A 16478-nucleotide genomic window follows, 5' to 3' on the forward strand; every position below is an offset into this window, starting at 1 on the left:
CAGCTGTAATTAATGAGGTCATACCCAAATGGATAGTTCGTTTACCCCCATTGAGCAAATGCTCAAGTTCCGCGCCAGCCGTCACGAAGATTTCCCTTTCCAGGAGATTCTGCTCACCCGCCTGTGCATGCACATGCAGGGCAAGCTACTGGAAAACCGCAATAAGATGCTGAAAGCGCAGGGGATTAACGAGACATTATTTATGGCGCTGATAACCCTGGAGTCTCAGGAAAACCACAGCATTCAGCCTTCCGAGCTGAGCTGCGCGCTGGGATCGTCACGAACCAACGCAACCCGTATTGCCGATGAACTGGAAAAACGCGGCTGGATTGAGCGTCGCGAAAGCGATAACGATCGTCGCTGCCTGCATCTGCAACTCACCGACAAAGGTCATCAGTTTTTGCGCGAAGTTTTACCGCCGCAGCACAACTGCCTGCATCAGCTCTGGTCTTCCCTGAGCTCCAGCGAGAAAGACCAGCTCGAGCACATCACCCGCAAACTGCTTAGTCGCCTTGACCAGATGGAAGAGGACGGCGTACTGGCGGAGTCGCTGCGCTAAGCGCGGGAACCGCGCAAAACTTTTTCTGGATTGACAAGGAAAACAGACAGGCCAGCAGATCTTTTGCTGGCCTTTCTGATAAACAGGTCGGCTCAGCCGATGTGAAATAATAAGATCGTGGAGAATAACATGAGCGCGAATGCGCAGAGCCAAATCCCGCAGCAACCGGACAGCAAGAAGGGCAAACGCAAAGGCGCCCTGCTGTTGTTAACCTTGCTCTTTATTATTATTGCCGTGGCCTACGGAATTTATTGGTTTTTGGTACTACGTCATTATGAAGAAACCGATGACGCTTATGTGGCAGGGAACCAGGTACAAATCATGGCGCAGGTGTCCGGCAGCGTGACGAAAGTCTGGGCCGACAACACCGATTTCGTGCAGCAGGGCGACCCGCTGGTCACCCTTGACCAGACCGACGCCCGGCAGGGATTTGAAAAGGCGAAAACCCAGTTGGCCGCCAGCGTTCGTCAGACGCGTCAGCAGATGATCAACAGCAAACAGCTGCAGGCCAATATCGACGTCAAGAAAACCGCGCTCTCTCAGGCGCAGACCGACCTTAACCGGCGTATCCCGCTGGGCGCCGCCAACCTGATTGGCCGCGAAGAGCTGCAGCACGCGCGCGATACGGTTGCCAGCGCGCAGGCCGAACTGGATGTCGCCATTCAGCAATTCAATGCCAACCAGGCTATCGTGCTGAACACCAGCCTGGAGCAACAGCCGGCGGTTCTGCAGGCGGCGACGGATGTCCGTAACGCCTGGCTTGCGCTGCAGCGGACGCAAATCGTCAGCCCGATTAGCGGCTACGTTTCCCGTCGCGCCGTGCAGCCCGGCGCGCAGATTAGCCCGACCACGCCGCTGATGGCGGTGGTACCGGCCACCAATCTGTGGATCGACGCCAACTTTAAAGAGACCCAGCTGGCGCATATGCGCATCGGCCAACCGGCTACCGTGATCAGCGATATTTACGGCGATGATGTGAAGTACACCGGTAAAGTGGTCGGCCTCGATATGGGCACCGGGAGCGCCTTCTCGCTGCTGCCAGCGCAGAACGCCACCGGCAACTGGATCAAAGTGGTTCAGCGCCTGCCGGTACGTATCGAACTGGATGAAAAGCAGCTGGCAGAGCACCCTCTGCGCATCGGTCTTTCAACGCTGGTTGAGGTGAACACCACCAACCGCGACGGCGAGATGCTGGCTAACCAGACGCGCAAATCCCCGGTTTATGAAAGCAATGCCCGTGAAATCGCCCTGGAGCCGGTGAACAAACTGATCGAGGGTATCATCCAGGCTAACGCGGGATAATTCGGAGTGAGCGTAATGCAACAGCAAAAACCGCTGGAAGGCGCGCAACTGGTCATCATGACCATTGCGCTGTCGCTTGCGACCTTCATGCAGGTGCTGGACTCCACTATCGCCAACGTGGCCATTCCGACCATTGCCGGTAACCTTGGCTCATCATTGAGCCAGGGGACCTGGGTTATCACCTCATTCGGGGTGGCGAATGCCATCTCTATTCCGATCACCGGCTGGCTGGCAAAACGCGTCGGGGAAGTGAAGCTGTTCCTGTGGTCGACGGTGGCGTTCGCCATCGCCTCCTGGGCCTGCGGGATGTCCAACAGCCTGACGATGCTGATTTTCTTCCGCGTGATTCAGGGGATCGTCGCCGGTCCGTTGATTCCGCTGTCGCAAAGTCTGCTGCTCAGCAACTATCCGCCGGCAAAACGTTCTATCGCGCTGGCGCTGTGGTCGATGACGGTGATCGTCGCGCCGATTTGCGGCCCTATTCTCGGCGGCTATATCAGCGACAACTACCACTGGGGCTGGATCTTCTTCATCAACGTACCGATTGGCATCGCGGTGGTGGTGATGACGCTGCAAACCCTGCGCAGCCGTGAAACCAAAACGGAACAGCGGCGAATCGATGGCGTTGGCCTGGCGCTGCTGATCATCGGTATCGGCAGTCTGCAGGTGATGCTCGACCGCGGTAAAGAGCTGGACTGGTTCGCCTCCAACGAGATTATTGTGCTGACAATCGTGGCGGTGATCGCCATCAGTTTCCTGATAGTCTGGGAACTGACCGACGATAACCCGATAGTCGACCTGTCGCTTTTCAAGTCGCGAAACTTCACCATCGGCTGTCTGTGTATCAGCCTCGCCTATATGCTCTACTTCGGCGCCATCGTGCTGCTGCCGCAGCTGCTGCAGGAGGTATATGGTTATACCGCCACCTGGGCCGGTCTGGCTTCCGCACCGGTGGGGGTTATCCCGGTTATCCTGTCGCCAATTATCGGCCGCTTTGCCCATAAGCTCGATATGCGCCGATTGGTCACCTTCAGCTTTATTATGTACGCGGTGTGTTTCTACTGGCGCGCCTGGACTTTCGAGCCCGGCATGGACTTCGGCGCCTCGGCGTGGCCGCAGTTTATCCAGGGCTTCGCGGTGGCCTGCTTCTTTATGCCGCTGACCACCATCACCCTGTCCGGCCTGCCGCCGGAACGGCTGGCGGCGGCCTCGAGCCTGTCGAACTTCACCCGTACGCTGGCAGGGTCAATAGGCACCTCGATTACCACCACCATGTGGACGAACCGCGAGGCGCTGCACCATGCGCAGCTCACCGAGTCGGTGACCCCCTATAATCCCAACGCCCAGCAGATGTATGACCAGCTGCAGGGATTAGGGATGACTCAACAGCAGGCGTCCGGCTGGATAGCGCAGCAGATAACTAACCAGGGGCTGATTATCTCCGCCAACGAAATTTTCTGGTTATCGGCGGCGATATTTATCCTGTTGCTGGGGCTGGTGTGGTTTGCCAGACCGCCGTTTAGCGCCGGGGGCGGGGGCGGCGGCGCGCACTAAAGTTTGACCTGAAGGGATCTGCGGATCCCTTTTTTATTGCCGGCGCTACACCAGCCTTGTCCAGTTCTCGCTAGTTTCTGTCCAGTTTGCTAAAGCAGGCCGCTCTGCGCTTCGGCAGGATAAAGATCCGACACAAGGAGAGAACAATGCTGACAAATCCCGGTGAAAAATATCGCCCCTGGCCGCCCATTTCCCTGCCCGACCGCCGCTGGCCGGACAACCCGATAACCCATGCGCCGCGCTGGCTCTCCACCGACCTGCGCGACGGCAACCAGGCGCTGGCCGAGCCGATGGACGGCGCACGTAAGCTGCAGTTCTGGGAGCTGCTGCTGGAGTGCGGATTTAAAGAGATTGAAGTCGCCTTCCCCGCAGCATCGCAGACCGACTTCAACTTCGTCCGCCAGCTGATTGAGGAACAGCGCATTCCACAAGATGTCACCATTCAGGTGCTGACCCAGGCGCGGGAAGATCTTATCCTGCGGACCTTTGAGTCGCTGCGCGGCGCCCATCGCGCCACCGTCCATCTGTACAACGCCACCGCTCCGCTGTTCCGCAAGCTGGTTTTCGGAATGGAGAAAGCGCAGGTCATTGAGCTGGTGACCCGTGCCACCCGTCTGATTCGCCAGCAGTGCGAAGCGCAGCCGCAGACGCTCTGGCAGTATGAATACTCCCCGGAAACCTTCTGTTTTACCGAGCCGGAGTTTGCTCTTGAGATCTGTGAAGCGGTGGCGGACATCTGGCAGCCCTGCGCACAACGCCCGATGATTATTAATCTGCCCGCCACCGTTGAGGTCAACACGCCGAACGTGTACGCCGATCAGATTGAATTTTTCTGCCGCCATTTCTCCCGCCGCGCCGATGTTTGCATCAGCGTGCATCCGCACAACGATCGGGGAACCGGCGTTGCCAGCGCCGAACTGGCGGTGATGGCCGGCGCCGACCGCGTAGAAGGCTGTCTGTTCGGCAACGGTGAGCGTACCGGTAACGTCTGTCTGGTCACCCTGGCCATGAACCTCTACAGCCAGGGGATTACGCCGCGACTCAGCTTCCCGGAGATGAAACGGGTGGTGGAAGTGGTGGAGAATTGCAATCAGCTGCCGGTTCACCCGCGCCATCCGTGGGCCGGCAGCCTCGCCTACACCGCCTTTTCCGGTTCTCATCAGGATGCCATTAAGAAGGGATTCGATGCCCGCCAGCCCGGCGATCGTTGGGAGATGCCCTACCTGCCCGTCGACCCGCAGGACATCGGCTGTAGCTATGAAGCGGTTATCCGCGTCAACAGCCAGTCCGGTAAGAGCGGCAGCGCCTGGTTAATCGAACAGAATCACGGACTGAAACTGCCCCGCGCGCTGCAGCAGGATTTCAGCCAGCACGTTCAGCAGGAAACCGATACGCATGGCAAAGAGATGACGCAGAATGCGCTCTGGCAGCTGTTCCGTTCCCGCTACGGGCTGGTCGCTCAGCCGCCGCTGGCGCTGCTGGAGTATAAAACCGACAGCCGGCAGGACGGCCAACTGGCGTTGGAAGGTACGCTGCGGGTCAACGGTGAGACGCGTCGCCTACAGGGGCATGGCAATGGCCTGCTCTCCGCCGCCGCCAACGGTCTCAGCGCGCTGCTAAAGCAAGCGTTTGTCATAAAGGACTACCATGAGCACACTCTCGGTGAACGCAGCGACAGCCGCTCGGTGGCCTATATTCGCTGTATCTTCCCCGATGGCAGCAGCCGCTGGGGCGTCGGCATCGATAACGACGTCGCGCGCGCCTCGTTACAGGCGCTGTGCAATGCGCTCAGCGCAGGCGATCACTCCGGCGAGCGGAAATAATCGCTGGGAGCCATCCCGATAACCCGACGAAACATGGCGCTGAAGGCACTATGGCTACCATAGCCCAGATCCAGCGCCACCCGCAGCACCGACTGCCCCTGCGCCAGGCGAACCAGCGCTTCCATCAGCTTCGCCCGGCGCACCCATTCACTCCAGGTGAGCGTGGTCTGCTGCTGAAAGTGGCGGTTGAGCGTGCGTTCGCTCATATTGCTCTCTTTCGCCGCCTGCTGGCTGCTCCAGACTTCCCCCGGCATTTCCCGCACCTTGTGACATAAACGGCGCAGCGTCTCGCTCCGGGGCTCCGGCAGGCCAAAAGGCAGCACCGCCATACCGCGAATCTCATCGAGAATGAGTTCATAAATGCGCTCATCGCGACTGCCGGGTTCATAGCGCTCAGCGAGGGCCAGCGAGGTGACGATCAGCTCACGCAGCAGCGGCGTGATCTGCACGATCTGGCACGCAGACGGCAGATCGGCGCGGGCGAGCGGATCGATAAACAGCGTGCGGGCTGCGACCTGTCCGGTGATACGCAGCGCGTGGGGCGTGCCAGCCGGTAGCCAGACGCCGCGTCCGGGCGGGACAACCCAGTAGCCCACCGGCGTGTCAACCCGCACCACACCGCTGAGGATATGCAGCAGTTGGGCGCAGTCATGCTGATGCCACGGTTCGCTATCGCCGTGAGCGTAATCATGGGCGAACGGCACCAGGGCGCGGTGTTGAAACGAGAAGGTTACGGTCGTCGACATGGCGGCGCAGAATAGCGGCCCGGCGAAGATAGCCGGGCCGACAGAAGAACTAGATATGCAGTTCTTGCAGGGTTTCTTTCGGCAGGGCCAGCTCATCGTTGCTGTTGATGCGCACATCGCGCTCGATGATATGGCGCGCGATCTCCTGAGCTTCTTCCAGCGAGTGCATGGTATAGGTACCGCACTGGTAGACGTTCAGTTCCGGGATCTGCTTCTGATCTTTCACTTTCAGCACATCGGCCATCGCCGCTTTCCAGGCGTCGGCTACGCGCTGCTCATCCGGCGTACCAATCAGGCTCATATAGAAGCCCGTACGGCAGCCCATCGGAGAGATGTCGATAATTTCCACACCATTGCCGTTCAGGTGGTCGCGCATAAAGCCCGCGAACAGGTGCTCAAGAGTATGAATCCCTCTTTCCGGCATCACTTCCTGATTTGGTACGCAAAAACGCAGATCGAAAACGGTAATTTCATCGCCGTGCGGCGTGTTCATTTTCTTCGCAACGCGCACCGCCGGTGCTTCCATGCGGGTATGGTCGACTGTGAAACTATCTAACAACGGCATTCTTCACCTCCGATAGTGATTTTTTTTAAAATAAAATGAACTCTTCTTATACCCGCGAGTCTGAGTATATGAAAGACGCGCATTTATTATCATCATCATCCCTGAATCAGAGATGAAAGTTTGGCCACATTGATGTGGCCTTTTTCTTTTGTATCGCTCTTTGCTACGCGTGTCTTGCTAACAGGGCTTCAAACGGCTCGCTATCTTCCGCTTCCACCTTCTGCTGACGCATCACTGAAGCTTCACGTTCGGCGATAAAATCGTCTTCACGCAAAATTTCCAGCGGCTCTTCCCGCAGCATCGTACGATATTGATCGGCCAGCTCCCTACCGGTGCCGCCAATCCCTTCTTCAAGCATAGAACGCAGAATGCGGGCTGAGAAAGTTAATTCCGGATCGTCGAAGCTGGCGACCAGCTCATCGCACACCTGCTGGTAGGCTTCGCCGCCGTGGATGCTATCTAACGTCTGCGCCACGCGGCGCAAATCACGGAACAGATCTTTACCCACTTTAGCCAGCGGGAACTGCGCGCTTGCGCAGCCGATACCCAGCGTCAGCCCCGGCTTACGACCTTCCAGAATCACGCGATTCCAGTTGGTGCGCGTACACAGTAGCTCGTCGCTGCTCATTTCCGGCGCATCGGCCAGTACGCACCAGACCATAAACAGATCGAGGAAACGTACCTGCTGCTCATCAACGCCAATCGGTGAGAACGGGTTGATATCCAGCGAGCGGACTTCGATGTATTCAATGCCGCCGCGCAGCAGCGCGTCGGAAGGCGTCTCGCCGCTGCGGGTCACCCGCTTCGGCCGAATGGGCGCGTAGAGCTCGTTCTCAATCTGCAGAATATTGCTGTTGATTTGCAGATGTTTACCGTCTTTCTCAATGCCAATCCGGGCATACTCTTCCGACGGCGTTTTAATCGCCCGCTTCAATCCCGCCACATACTCGTGAAGATCGTTAAACGTAATCCCGAGATTGCTTTGCGACTTATTGGTATACCCCAGGTCGCTCAGGCGCAGAGAGGTCGCATAAGGCAGGTAGTACATCCCATTTTCCGCTTTCTCAAACGGCAGCGTCGTCGGTTTCCCCTGCAGGAACGAAGAGCAGATGGCCGGAGAAGCGCCGAACAGGTAGGGGATCACCCAGCCGAAGCGGTAATAGTTACGAATTGAACGGAAATAGCCGGCGGAAATCGCCTCTTTGCCGCTTTCCGCATCGTCAACGCCGCACTTCGCCTGCCAGAAGGCCATCGGCAGCGAGAAGTTATAGTGCACGCCGGAGATGGTTTGCATCAGCGCGCCATAGCGGTTCTTCAGCCCCTCGCGGTACAGCGTTTTCAGACGGCCAATATTCGAGGTGCCATACTGCGCCAGTTCGATGCCCTGACCAGGGGCAATGTAGCAAGGCATACTCAGTGGCCACATCCGCTCATCGCCCAGGTGACGTGCGGTATAGCGATGAACATCGCGCATCAAGGTGAGCATATGCTGAATGTCGCCATCAACCGGCGTAATAAACTCCAGCAGCGCTTCAGCGAAGTCGGTAGTAATCCATTTGTGGGTCAGCGCCGAGCCAAGGGCCAGAGGGTGACCGGTCGTCGCCAGTGAACCATCGGCATTGACGCGCAGCGTTTCGCGCTCAAGACCACGTTGGATACCCTGTAGAGCCTGTGGATTTTTTTCCAGCCAGGCCAGCGCCTGTGATACATCCGGGATCAATTTGACCTCCCGCCTGTCAAAATCGTTTGAATAAGCATAATTGTAATGGTGACCATACAGGTTATCCCAGAAGACGTTACTGTTGCCGGTTCCGCGCACGAAAACCGAAGCGCACTGGCAGTACGCGCGGATTTCGGGCACAGCCCAGGTGCAAAATAACCGGTAACACGGCCTGCCGGGATAGTCTTAGTTCCACAATTAGTGCCACCACGTCATGCCCTGAAGCGTTACCACCGCAATGACGATATAGCGTAACGCTTTGCCAAGGCATAAGAAAAAAAGTACCGGCCCCCAGGAGATGCGCATCCATCCCGCCAGCAGACACAGTAAATCGCCGATGACCGGCGCCCAGCTTAATAATAATGTGACCGCGCCGTAGCGCTTTAACCAGTCGGTTGCTTTTTCCTGCCAGCGCGATGTTTTGCGCAGCGGAAACAGACGCCCCAGAATAACGTTAGTTACCCCTCCAAGGCTATTGCCGATTGTTGCTATTAATACCAGGGCCCACGGTTGGCTTACCCCCGACAGTAGCATCGCAACCAGCACAACTTCCGAATTGCCGGGAAGTAATGTGGCGCTCAAAAAACTACTGGCAAACAGCGATATCAGCGACAGCGCGTCGCTCACAGCAGCCGAACATCCACGGCATCCATTCCCGCGCGCTGCGCCGCCTGCAGACCAAAATCCGCATCTTCAAAAACGACGCATGTTTCCGGCGCGACGCCCATGCGCTCCGCGCACAGCAGGAAGGTATCGGGCGCCGGTTTATGATTCTGGACATGATCGGCGGCAACCACCGCCGTAAAGTAGTGCCGCAGGCCGAGATGCGCCAGCAGCGCTTCAGCGACAGCGCTTTCGCTCCCGGTACCGACCGACATCGGACGACGCCCGTGCCATGCCTTCACAACGTCTATCAACGGTAAGGGACGCACGCTGTCCAGCAGCATGGCCTTCACGGCCACGGTTTTTTCCTCCGCCAGGCGGTGAGGATCTAAATCAGCGTGATTCAGTTCGATAATCGCCTGGGCTATACGCCAGGTCGGAGAACCATTGAGCGCGACCATCGCCTGCTCGTCGAAACGCATTGCGTAACGACCCAGAACCTCATGCCACGCCTTACGATGCGTCGGTTCGGTATCCAGGATAGTGCCATCCATATCAAAGATCAGTCCTGCGTAACGTTCGTACATCGAGTTCTCACAAACCGGGTAAGAAAACGTTACTTTATCGCAAAAGGGGCATGTTGTCGCGGCCAGCGCCTCAGGCAATAAAGGCGCCTTCGGGCGCCTTTATCTGAGTCATATCGTGGTTTATTTGATTCTTAAATCATTCTCAACCACACGAACGCCCTGCACTCTGCGGGTCACTTCCACCGCGCGGCTGGCATCCTTCGCTGATGAGACAAAACCGCTTAACTGAACGCGCCCTTTAAAGGTCTGTACGCTGATTTCAGAAGATTTAATGTCTTTTTCGTTAAACAGCGCCGTTTTAACCTTCGTGGTGACGACGGTATCATCAATATAGCCACCGGTACTTTCCTTCGTAGGCGATCCCGCACAGCCAGCTAATGATACGGCGACCAGAAGCGTCGCACAAAACGCAGGTATTGCTTTGAACCATTTCATGGATTTCTCTCCTTGCACTCATCTCACCCAAATCAGGCCGACACATACGGGTAAATTATAGTGGAAAGAATCACTTGCTAATAAAAAAAGTTCACTAAGCGTTGTTGAAGAGATTCACCGCCGGGATGACCTGAGTGCCTTTTGCCAGAAAAGCAGACAGAGAAAGGGTAAACGGTTTGGATTTTTGGGGTTTTAAGGAAAAGGAGAATCTGAAGAAGAGGATGCATCCGGGAGGATGACTCACTTTGCTTGCCCTACGGGCCGTTGCTTACGCAACGTTATCCTCTCTGGTGCTGGCGATAATTTCACAGACCATGAAGCGATAAATTTGATGTGAATCTGGAGAAGATGGTGCATCCGGGAGGATTCGAACCTCCGACCGCTCGGTTCGTAGCCGAGTACTCTATCCAGCTGAGCTACGGATGCATCAGGGGAACTGCTTTACTACGCGTCAGTGTCACATCTAACACTTGCCACACTGAGTAAGATGGTGCATCCGGGAGGATTCGAACCTCCGACCGCTCGGTTCGTAGCCGAGTACTCTATCCAGCTGAGCTACGGATGCATCAGGGAAAACTGCTTTACTACATTATCTTTCCTGGCTCTGGCGATTATCTCGCAGACCATGAAACAACAGTTTTGCTGTTATCTCGGAGAAGATGGTGCATCCGGGAGGATGACTCACTTCGCTCGCCCTACGGGCCGTTGCTTACGCAACGTTATCATCCCTGGTTCTGGCGATTATCTCGCAGACCATGAAACAACAGTCTTGCTGTTATCTCAGAGAGAGATGGTGCATCCGGGAGGATTCGAACCTCCGACCGCTCGGTTCGTAGCCGAGTACTCTATCCAGCTGAGCTACGGATGCATCAGGGAGAACTGCTTTACTACGCGTCAGTGTCACATCTAACACTTGCCACACTGAGTAAGATGGTGCATCCGGGAGGATGACTCGGCTTTCGCCTCGCCCTGCGGGCCGTTGCTAATGCAACGTTATCCTTCCTGGTGCTTGCGGTTATCACCGCTACCTCAACCACCCCTTCATTGCTGAAGTAATGGATAATATGGTGCATCCGGGAGGATTCGAACCTCCGACCGCTCGGTTCGTAGCCGAGTACTCTATCCAGCTGAGCTACGGATGCAAAATGGCGGTGAGGCGGGGATTCGAACCCCGGATGCAGCTTTTGACCGCATACTCCCTTAGCAGGGGAGCGCCTTCAGCCTCTCGGCCACCTCACCACACGCCTCTTACGAGTGCTTCGAAGAACTTGTTTCTGCTCTTCGTCGCTGCGATGGCGCACATATTACTTTCTGGTACTTATAAGTCAAACAATTTTTCGAGACCTTTTTCCGTTTGCACACTTACCGCGCAATTAGCCTGCAAAAACGGCAAAAAGAGTGTTTTATCAACAGGAATTCAGGGATTTCGGCCAGCGGCAGGCAAAAGATAAATGTTGCGCACAATGAGCGATAAACAGAAAAACGAGGTAACAGAAGAAGAAAAGCCAGAAAAAAGGACGGGAACGGGGGATGCGCCTCACGGAATCGCGAGGCGCGAAAACATTAGTAACTGGACTGCTGGGATTTTTCAGCCTGGATACGCTGGTAGATCTCTTCACGATGCACGGAGACTTCTTTAGGGGCATTCACGCCAATACGTACCTGGTTACCCTTAACCCCTAAAACTGTCACAGTGACCTCATCTCCAATCATGAGGGTCTCACCAACTCGACGAGTCAGAATCAGCATTCTTTGCTCCTTGAAAGATTAAAAGAGTCGGGTCTCTCGTATCCCGGCATTATCCATCATATAACGCCAAAAAGTAAGCGATGACAAACACCTTGCGGTGTAAGCAGTCACGGCATCACATTCTGTTAAACCTAAGTTTAGCCGATATACACAACTTCAACCCGACTTTATCGTTATCAGTGCTTCTCTCGCAAGCTACCGTTATCCGGGGATAGCGGTAGCTATGCATTTATAGTTATTACAGTTTTGCGCTGACCCAGCCTTTCACACTGGCTAACGCTGCAGGGAGAGCTGACGCATCGGTACCGCCGGCCTGAGCCATATCCGGACGACCGCCCCCTTTGCCACCCACCTGCTGGGCGACCATTCCAACCAGCTCCCCTGCTTTCACGCGATCTGTCACATCCTTAGACACACCGGCAATCAGAGAAACCTTACCATCCGCCACCGTAGCTAACACAACGACCGTAGAACCCAGTTGGTTTTTCAGGTCATCAACCATGGTACGCAGCATTTTCGGTTCAACGCCGGCCAGCTCGCTGACCAGCAATTTGACGCCGTTAATCTCTTCCGCTTTGCTGGAGAGGTTTGCGCTCTCCTGCGCTGCCGCCTGCTCTTTCAGCTGCTGCAGCTCTTTTTCCAGCACCCGGGTACGTTCCAGCGCGGCACGCACTTTATCGCCAAGGTTATGGCTATCGCCCTTCAGCAGTTGTGCAATATCGCCCAGCAGATCGCTCTGCGCATGCAGATACGCAATGGCGCCTTCGCCAGTCACCGCCTCAATACGGCGAACGCCCGCAGCGGTACCGGATTCAGAGGTAATACGGAACAGGCCAATATCACCGGTACGTGAGGCGTGAGTACCGCCGCACAACTCGGTGGAGAAATCGCCCATGCTCAGTACGCGAACGCGATCGTCATATTTCTCGCCGAACAGCGCCATAGCGCCCTTCTCTCTTGCCGCATCCAAATCCATGATATTGGTTTCAACCGGCAGGTTACGGCGGATCTGAGCGTTGACCAGATCTTCCACCGCGCGAATCTCTTCCGGCTTCATGGCTTCGAAGTGAGAGAAGTCAAAACGCAGCGCTTTGTCATTCACCAGCGAGCCTTTCTGCGCCACATGCGTCCCCAGAACCTGACGTAATGCCGCATGCATCAGGTGAGTCGCCGAGTGGTTCAGACGAATACGCTGACGGCGAGCCCGATCGACATCAGCCTCCAGCGCATCGCCCACATTCAGCGCACCGTGGGTCAGTTTACCGATATGACCAATGGCCTGGCCGTACTTCTGCGTATCGTTAACCGCGAAGGAGAAGCCAGCGCCTTTCAGCTCGCCTTTATCGCCCACCTGGCCGCCGGATTCCGCATAGAATGGCGTTTGATCCAGAATAACCACCGCTTCCTGGCCTGCGGCCACGGTATCAACGGCTTTGCCGTCGATAAACAGCGCGGTCACTTTCGCGTTCAGTTCCAGATGGTCATAGCCTTTAAATTCAGAAGCGCTGTCAATGCGAATCATCGCATTGTAGTCTGCGCCAAAGCCGCTGGACTCACGCGCACGACGGCGCTGCTCTTCCATTGCAGCTTCAAAGCCCGCTTCGTCGACCTTAATATCGCGCTCACGGCAAACGTCAGCGGTCAGGTCAACCGGGAAACCATAGGTATCGTACAGACGGAAAGCGGTTTCGCCATCCAGCGTGTCGCCCTTCAGCTTGCTCAGCTCTTCATCCAGCAGCGCCAGACCGCGCTCCAGCGTACGCGCGAACTGCTCTTCTTCGGTTTTCAGCACATGCTCAACCTGAGCCTGCTGCTGCTTCAGCTCTTCACCGGCGGCGCCCATCACGTCAATCAACGGAGCAACCAGTTTCCAGAAGAAGGTCTCTTTCGCGCCCAGCATGTTGCCATGACGCACGGCACGGCGAATAATACGACGCAGCACGTAGCCACGGTTTTCATTCGACGGGATGACGCCATCGGCAATCAGGAATGCGCAGGAACGAATATGGTCAGCGATAACGCGCAGCGATTTGTTCGTCAGGTCGGTTGCGCCGGTGACTTTCGCGACGTTCTCAATCAGAGTGCGGAACAGGTCGATATCATAGTTGGAGTTGACGTGTTGCAGAACGGCAGCAATACGCTCCAGACCCATACCGGTGTCGACGGACGGCTTCGGCAGCGGCTCCATGGTACCGTCGGCCTGACGGTTAAACTGCATGAAGACGATGTTCCAGATCTCAATGTAGCGATCGCCATCTTCTTCCGGGCTACCCGGAGGGCCGCCCCAGATGTGGTCGCCGTGGTCGAAGAAGATTTCGGTGCACGGGCCGCACGGACCGGTATCGCCCATCTGCCAGAAGTTATCAGAAGCGAACGCCGCGCCTTTATTATCGCCAATACGGATAATACGCTCACGTGGAATGCCGACTTCATTCGCCCAGATATCGAAGGCTTCGTCATCGGTTTCGTAGACGGTAACCCACAGTTTGTCTTTCGGCAGCGCGAACCAGTTTTCCCCGGTCAGCAGTTCCCATGCGTATTTGATGGCATCCTGCTTGAAGTAATCGCCGAAGCTGAAGTTACCCAGCATTTCAAAGAAGGTGTGGTGACGCGCGGTGTAACCGACGTTTTCCAGATCGTTGTGTTTACCACCCGCACGAACGCAACGCTGTGCGGTCGTCGCGCGCGAATAGTGGCGTTTGTCGAGACCCAGGAAAACATCCTTAAACTGGTTCATCCCGGCGTTGGTAAACAGTAGGGTCGGGTCGTTGTGCGGCACCAGGGAGCTGCTCGCAACGACCTGGTGTCCCTTACTATGGAAAAAATCGAGAAACGCCTGACGGATCTCAGCAGTGCTCTTGCTCATAATTATCCTGAAATCAAGCTATACACTTCACCTTTCACGCTGCCTCTGCGCGGGCTGCGCTCGTTCGCCCCGGCCACGTACCTTTGTACGCTCCAGGTCACTCACTCTCCTGCGGCCTTGACGCAGCGCGAATGATTTTGTGTATAAGGAATAATCGTCGTGGGCGCTGATTGCCTGTTAACAGCCAGCGACCGGACGGAATAAAGTGGGAATAAGATAAGTTTTCTTTACTGGGAAGTAAAATACCCGATGGGTCAATCTGCAAAATTTCGCCAGATTTCCTGAATATCTTCCATCAGGTAGCCACGATACAGCAAAAACCGCTGGATTTTGACTTTATCGGCAAATACCGTCGGGAGCGGTTCGCCATATTTACGCTGCGCCTGCTCTTTCGCCAGCGCGGCCCAGTCAATATCGCACTCGCGCATCGCGCTTTCGCTGAGGTCGCGGGGGATACCTTTCTGATTGAGTTCCTGGCGGATACGCGCCGGGCCATATCCTTTGCGGCTACGGCTGGCAATAAACTGGCGAACAAAGCGGCCGTCGTCAAGGTAGCGGTTCTCAATGCACCAGGCGATAACGGTGTCTACCTCTTCCGGCGTGACGTCCAGCGTCTCCGGGCCATTTTTTCCCGGCACCGGGGCAGCGAGTTTACGCCGCAGCTCCTGTTCGCTATGGTCGCGCATCACCAGGATACGGATTGCGCGGTCCAGCAGACGGGCATAGCCGGAACGGCGGGATGAAGATTCAGTCACGGGCACCTCGACAATCAAAAAAGCAAAAGGGCCGCATGCGCAGCCCTTCGTTATCTTTTCATGAGATTATCAGAAATCTTCGTGGGTTTCTTCCGCACCCTCGCCGTTACCGTCAACCGCGAAATCAGGAGTGGAATCCTGATTATTCAGCAGCAGCTCACGCACTTTTTTCTCAATCTCTTTTGCCGCAGCCGGGTTATCTTTCAGCCAGGAGATAGCATTGGCTTTACCCTGGCCAATCTTATCGCCGTTGTAGCTGTACCATGCGCCCGCTTTCTCAATCAGCTTCTCTTTCACGCCCAGGTCAACCAGCTCGCCGAAGAAGTTGATACCTTCGCCGTAAAGAATCTGGAATTCAGCCTGTTTGAACGGCGCAGCGATTTTGTTTTTCACGACTTTAACGCGGGTTTCGCTGCCGACAACGTTGTCGCCGTCTTTCACCGCACCGATACGACGGATATCCAGACGCACAGAGGCGTAGAATTTCAGCGCGTTACCACCGGTGGTGGTTTCCGGGTTGCCGAACATCACGCCAATTTTCATACGAATCTGGTTGATGAAGATCAGCAGCGTATTGGACTGCTTCAGGTTACCGGCCAGCTTACGCATCGCCTGGCTCATCATACGTGCCGCGAGGCCCATGTGAGAGTCGCCGATTTCGCCTTCGATTTCCGCCTTCGGCGTCAGCGCCGCTACGGAGTCGACAACGATAACATCTACGGCGCCAGAGCGCGCCAGCGCGTCACAGATTTCCAGCGCCTGTTCGCCGGTATCCGGCTGAGAGCACAGCAGGTTGTCGATATCGACGCCCAGCTTACGCGCATAAACCGGATCCAGCGCGTGTTCCGCATCGATAAAGGCACAGGTTTTACCTTCACGCTGCGCGGCGGCGATCACCTGCAGGGTCAGTGTCGTTTTACCGGACGATTCAGGCCCGTAGATTTCGACGATACGGCCCATCGGCAAACCGCCGGCGCCCAGGGCGATATCCAGTGAAAGCGAACCGGTGGAGATAGTTTCCACATCCATGGAACGGTCTTCACCCAGGCGCATGATGGAGCCTTTGCCGAACTGTTTTTCAATCTGGCCCAGTGCTGCCGCCAACGCTTTCTGTTTGTTTTCGTCGATAGCCATTTTTACTCCTGTCATGCCGGGTGAAACCGGGTGGTGAATGCTGTTCTGTTGAGGCAATTATACTGTATAGTCATACAGTA

General features: G+C 56.0%; 14 protein-coding genes and 5 tRNA genes. 4 read left to right on the forward strand and 15 right to left on the reverse strand.

Going from position 1 to position 16478, the window contains the following annotated elements; genetic code table 11:
- Positions 1-28: 28 nt before the first annotated feature.
- From mprA to leuA, 4 genes are all read left to right on the forward strand, one after another.
- Entirely contained in the window at positions 29-559 is a 531-nt protein-coding gene (gene mprA, locus FNY10_RS19500; protein ID WP_100685810.1) for a transcriptional repressor MprA, read from the forward strand.
- A gap of 129 nt (positions 560-688) precedes the next feature.
- Positions 689-1861 carry a multidrug efflux MFS transporter periplasmic adaptor subunit EmrA gene (emrA, locus tag FNY10_RS19510; protein WP_100685809.1) on the forward strand — a complete coding sequence of 391 codons (1173 nt, stop codon included), beginning with the start codon at positions 689-691 and terminating at the stop codon, positions 1859-1861.
- 15 nt (positions 1862-1876) lie between these two features.
- On the forward strand, positions 1877-3415 hold the full coding sequence (gene emrB / locus FNY10_RS19515) for a multidrug efflux MFS transporter permease subunit EmrB (RefSeq protein WP_100685808.1): 1539 nt from the start codon (positions 1877-1879) through the stop codon (positions 3413-3415).
- 146 nt (positions 3416-3561) lie between these two features.
- Positions 3562-5238, forward strand: coding sequence for a 2-isopropylmalate synthase (gene leuA / locus FNY10_RS19520; RefSeq protein WP_160703113.1), 1677 nt, complete (start codon positions 3562-3564; stop codon positions 5236-5238).
- On the opposite strand, the gene FNY10_RS19525 is transcribed toward leuA, so the two are convergent.
- The 15 genes from FNY10_RS19525 to recA form a co-directional block, all read right to left on the reverse strand.
- Positions 5217-5984: an AraC family transcriptional regulator gene (locus FNY10_RS19525; protein ID WP_160703115.1), complete on the reverse strand. Its 768-nt coding sequence runs from the start codon at positions 5982-5984 to the stop codon at positions 5217-5219. The two genes, leuA and FNY10_RS19525, sit on opposite strands and share 22 nt — an antisense overlap.
- Positions 5985-6033: 49 nt before the next feature.
- Positions 6034-6549 (reverse strand): S-ribosylhomocysteine lyase, encoded by a 516-nt coding sequence (gene luxS, locus FNY10_RS19530; protein ID WP_004866815.1) that lies wholly within the window; start codon positions 6547-6549, stop codon positions 6034-6036.
- Positions 6550-6712: 163 nt separating this feature from the next.
- Positions 6713-8269, reverse strand: coding sequence for a glutamate--cysteine ligase (gene gshA / locus FNY10_RS19535; RefSeq protein ID WP_160703117.1), 1557 nt, complete (start codon positions 8267-8269; stop codon positions 6713-6715).
- A gap of 198 nt (positions 8270-8467) precedes the next feature.
- Positions 8468-8896 carry a YqaA family protein gene (locus tag FNY10_RS19540; protein ID WP_131048913.1) on the reverse strand — a complete coding sequence of 143 codons (429 nt, stop codon included), beginning with the start codon at positions 8894-8896 and terminating at the stop codon, positions 8468-8470.
- Positions 8893-9459 (reverse strand): fructose-1-phosphate/6-phosphogluconate phosphatase, encoded by a 567-nt coding sequence (gene yqaB, locus FNY10_RS19545; RefSeq protein WP_160703119.1) that lies wholly within the window; start codon positions 9457-9459, stop codon positions 8893-8895. The genes FNY10_RS19540 and yqaB overlap by 4 nt, the downstream gene beginning before the upstream one ends.
- Before the next feature lie 120 nt (positions 9460-9579).
- A complete protein-coding gene (locus FNY10_RS19550; RefSeq protein WP_100685803.1) occupies positions 9580-9894 on the reverse strand; it encodes a BON domain-containing protein in 315 nt (104 codons plus the stop codon).
- A gap of 349 nt (positions 9895-10243) precedes the next feature.
- Positions 10244-10320 (reverse strand) — tRNA-Arg (locus tag FNY10_RS19555).
- 62 nt (positions 10321-10382) lie between these two features.
- A tRNA-Arg gene (locus tag FNY10_RS19560) sits at positions 10383-10459 on the reverse strand.
- 226 nt (positions 10460-10685) lie between these two features.
- Positions 10686-10762 (reverse strand) — tRNA-Arg (locus tag FNY10_RS19565).
- Between the two features lie 197 nt (positions 10763-10959).
- Positions 10960-11036: transfer RNA gene (locus tag FNY10_RS19570), tRNA-Arg, on the reverse strand.
- Between the two features lie 4 nt (positions 11037-11040).
- Positions 11041-11133, reverse strand: a tRNA-Ser gene (locus tag FNY10_RS19575).
- Positions 11134-11457: 324 nt separating this feature from the next.
- Positions 11458-11643 (reverse strand): carbon storage regulator CsrA, encoded by a 186-nt coding sequence (gene csrA, locus FNY10_RS19580; RefSeq protein WP_000906486.1) that lies wholly within the window; start codon positions 11641-11643, stop codon positions 11458-11460.
- 238 nt (positions 11644-11881) lie between these two features.
- Positions 11882-14509, reverse strand: coding sequence for an alanine--tRNA ligase (alaS, locus tag FNY10_RS19585; protein WP_100686506.1), 2628 nt, complete (start codon positions 14507-14509; stop codon positions 11882-11884).
- A 254-nt stretch (positions 14510-14763) separates the two neighbouring features.
- The gene (gene recX / locus FNY10_RS19590) at positions 14764-15264 is read right to left on the reverse strand and encodes a recombination regulator RecX (protein ID WP_160703121.1); all 501 of its coding nucleotides are present in this window, start codon (positions 15262-15264) and stop codon (positions 14764-14766) included.
- A 69-nt stretch (positions 15265-15333) separates the two neighbouring features.
- Positions 15334-16398 carry a recombinase RecA gene (recA, locus tag FNY10_RS19595; protein ID WP_100686504.1) on the reverse strand — a complete coding sequence of 355 codons (1065 nt, stop codon included), beginning with the start codon at positions 16396-16398 and terminating at the stop codon, positions 15334-15336.
- Between the last annotated feature and the right edge of the window lie 80 nt (positions 16399-16478).

Source organism: Klebsiella sp. Lac1, from assembly GCF_009825425.1.
GTDB classification, from domain to species: Bacteria; Pseudomonadota; Gammaproteobacteria; order Enterobacterales; family Enterobacteriaceae; genus Klebsiella; species Klebsiella electrica.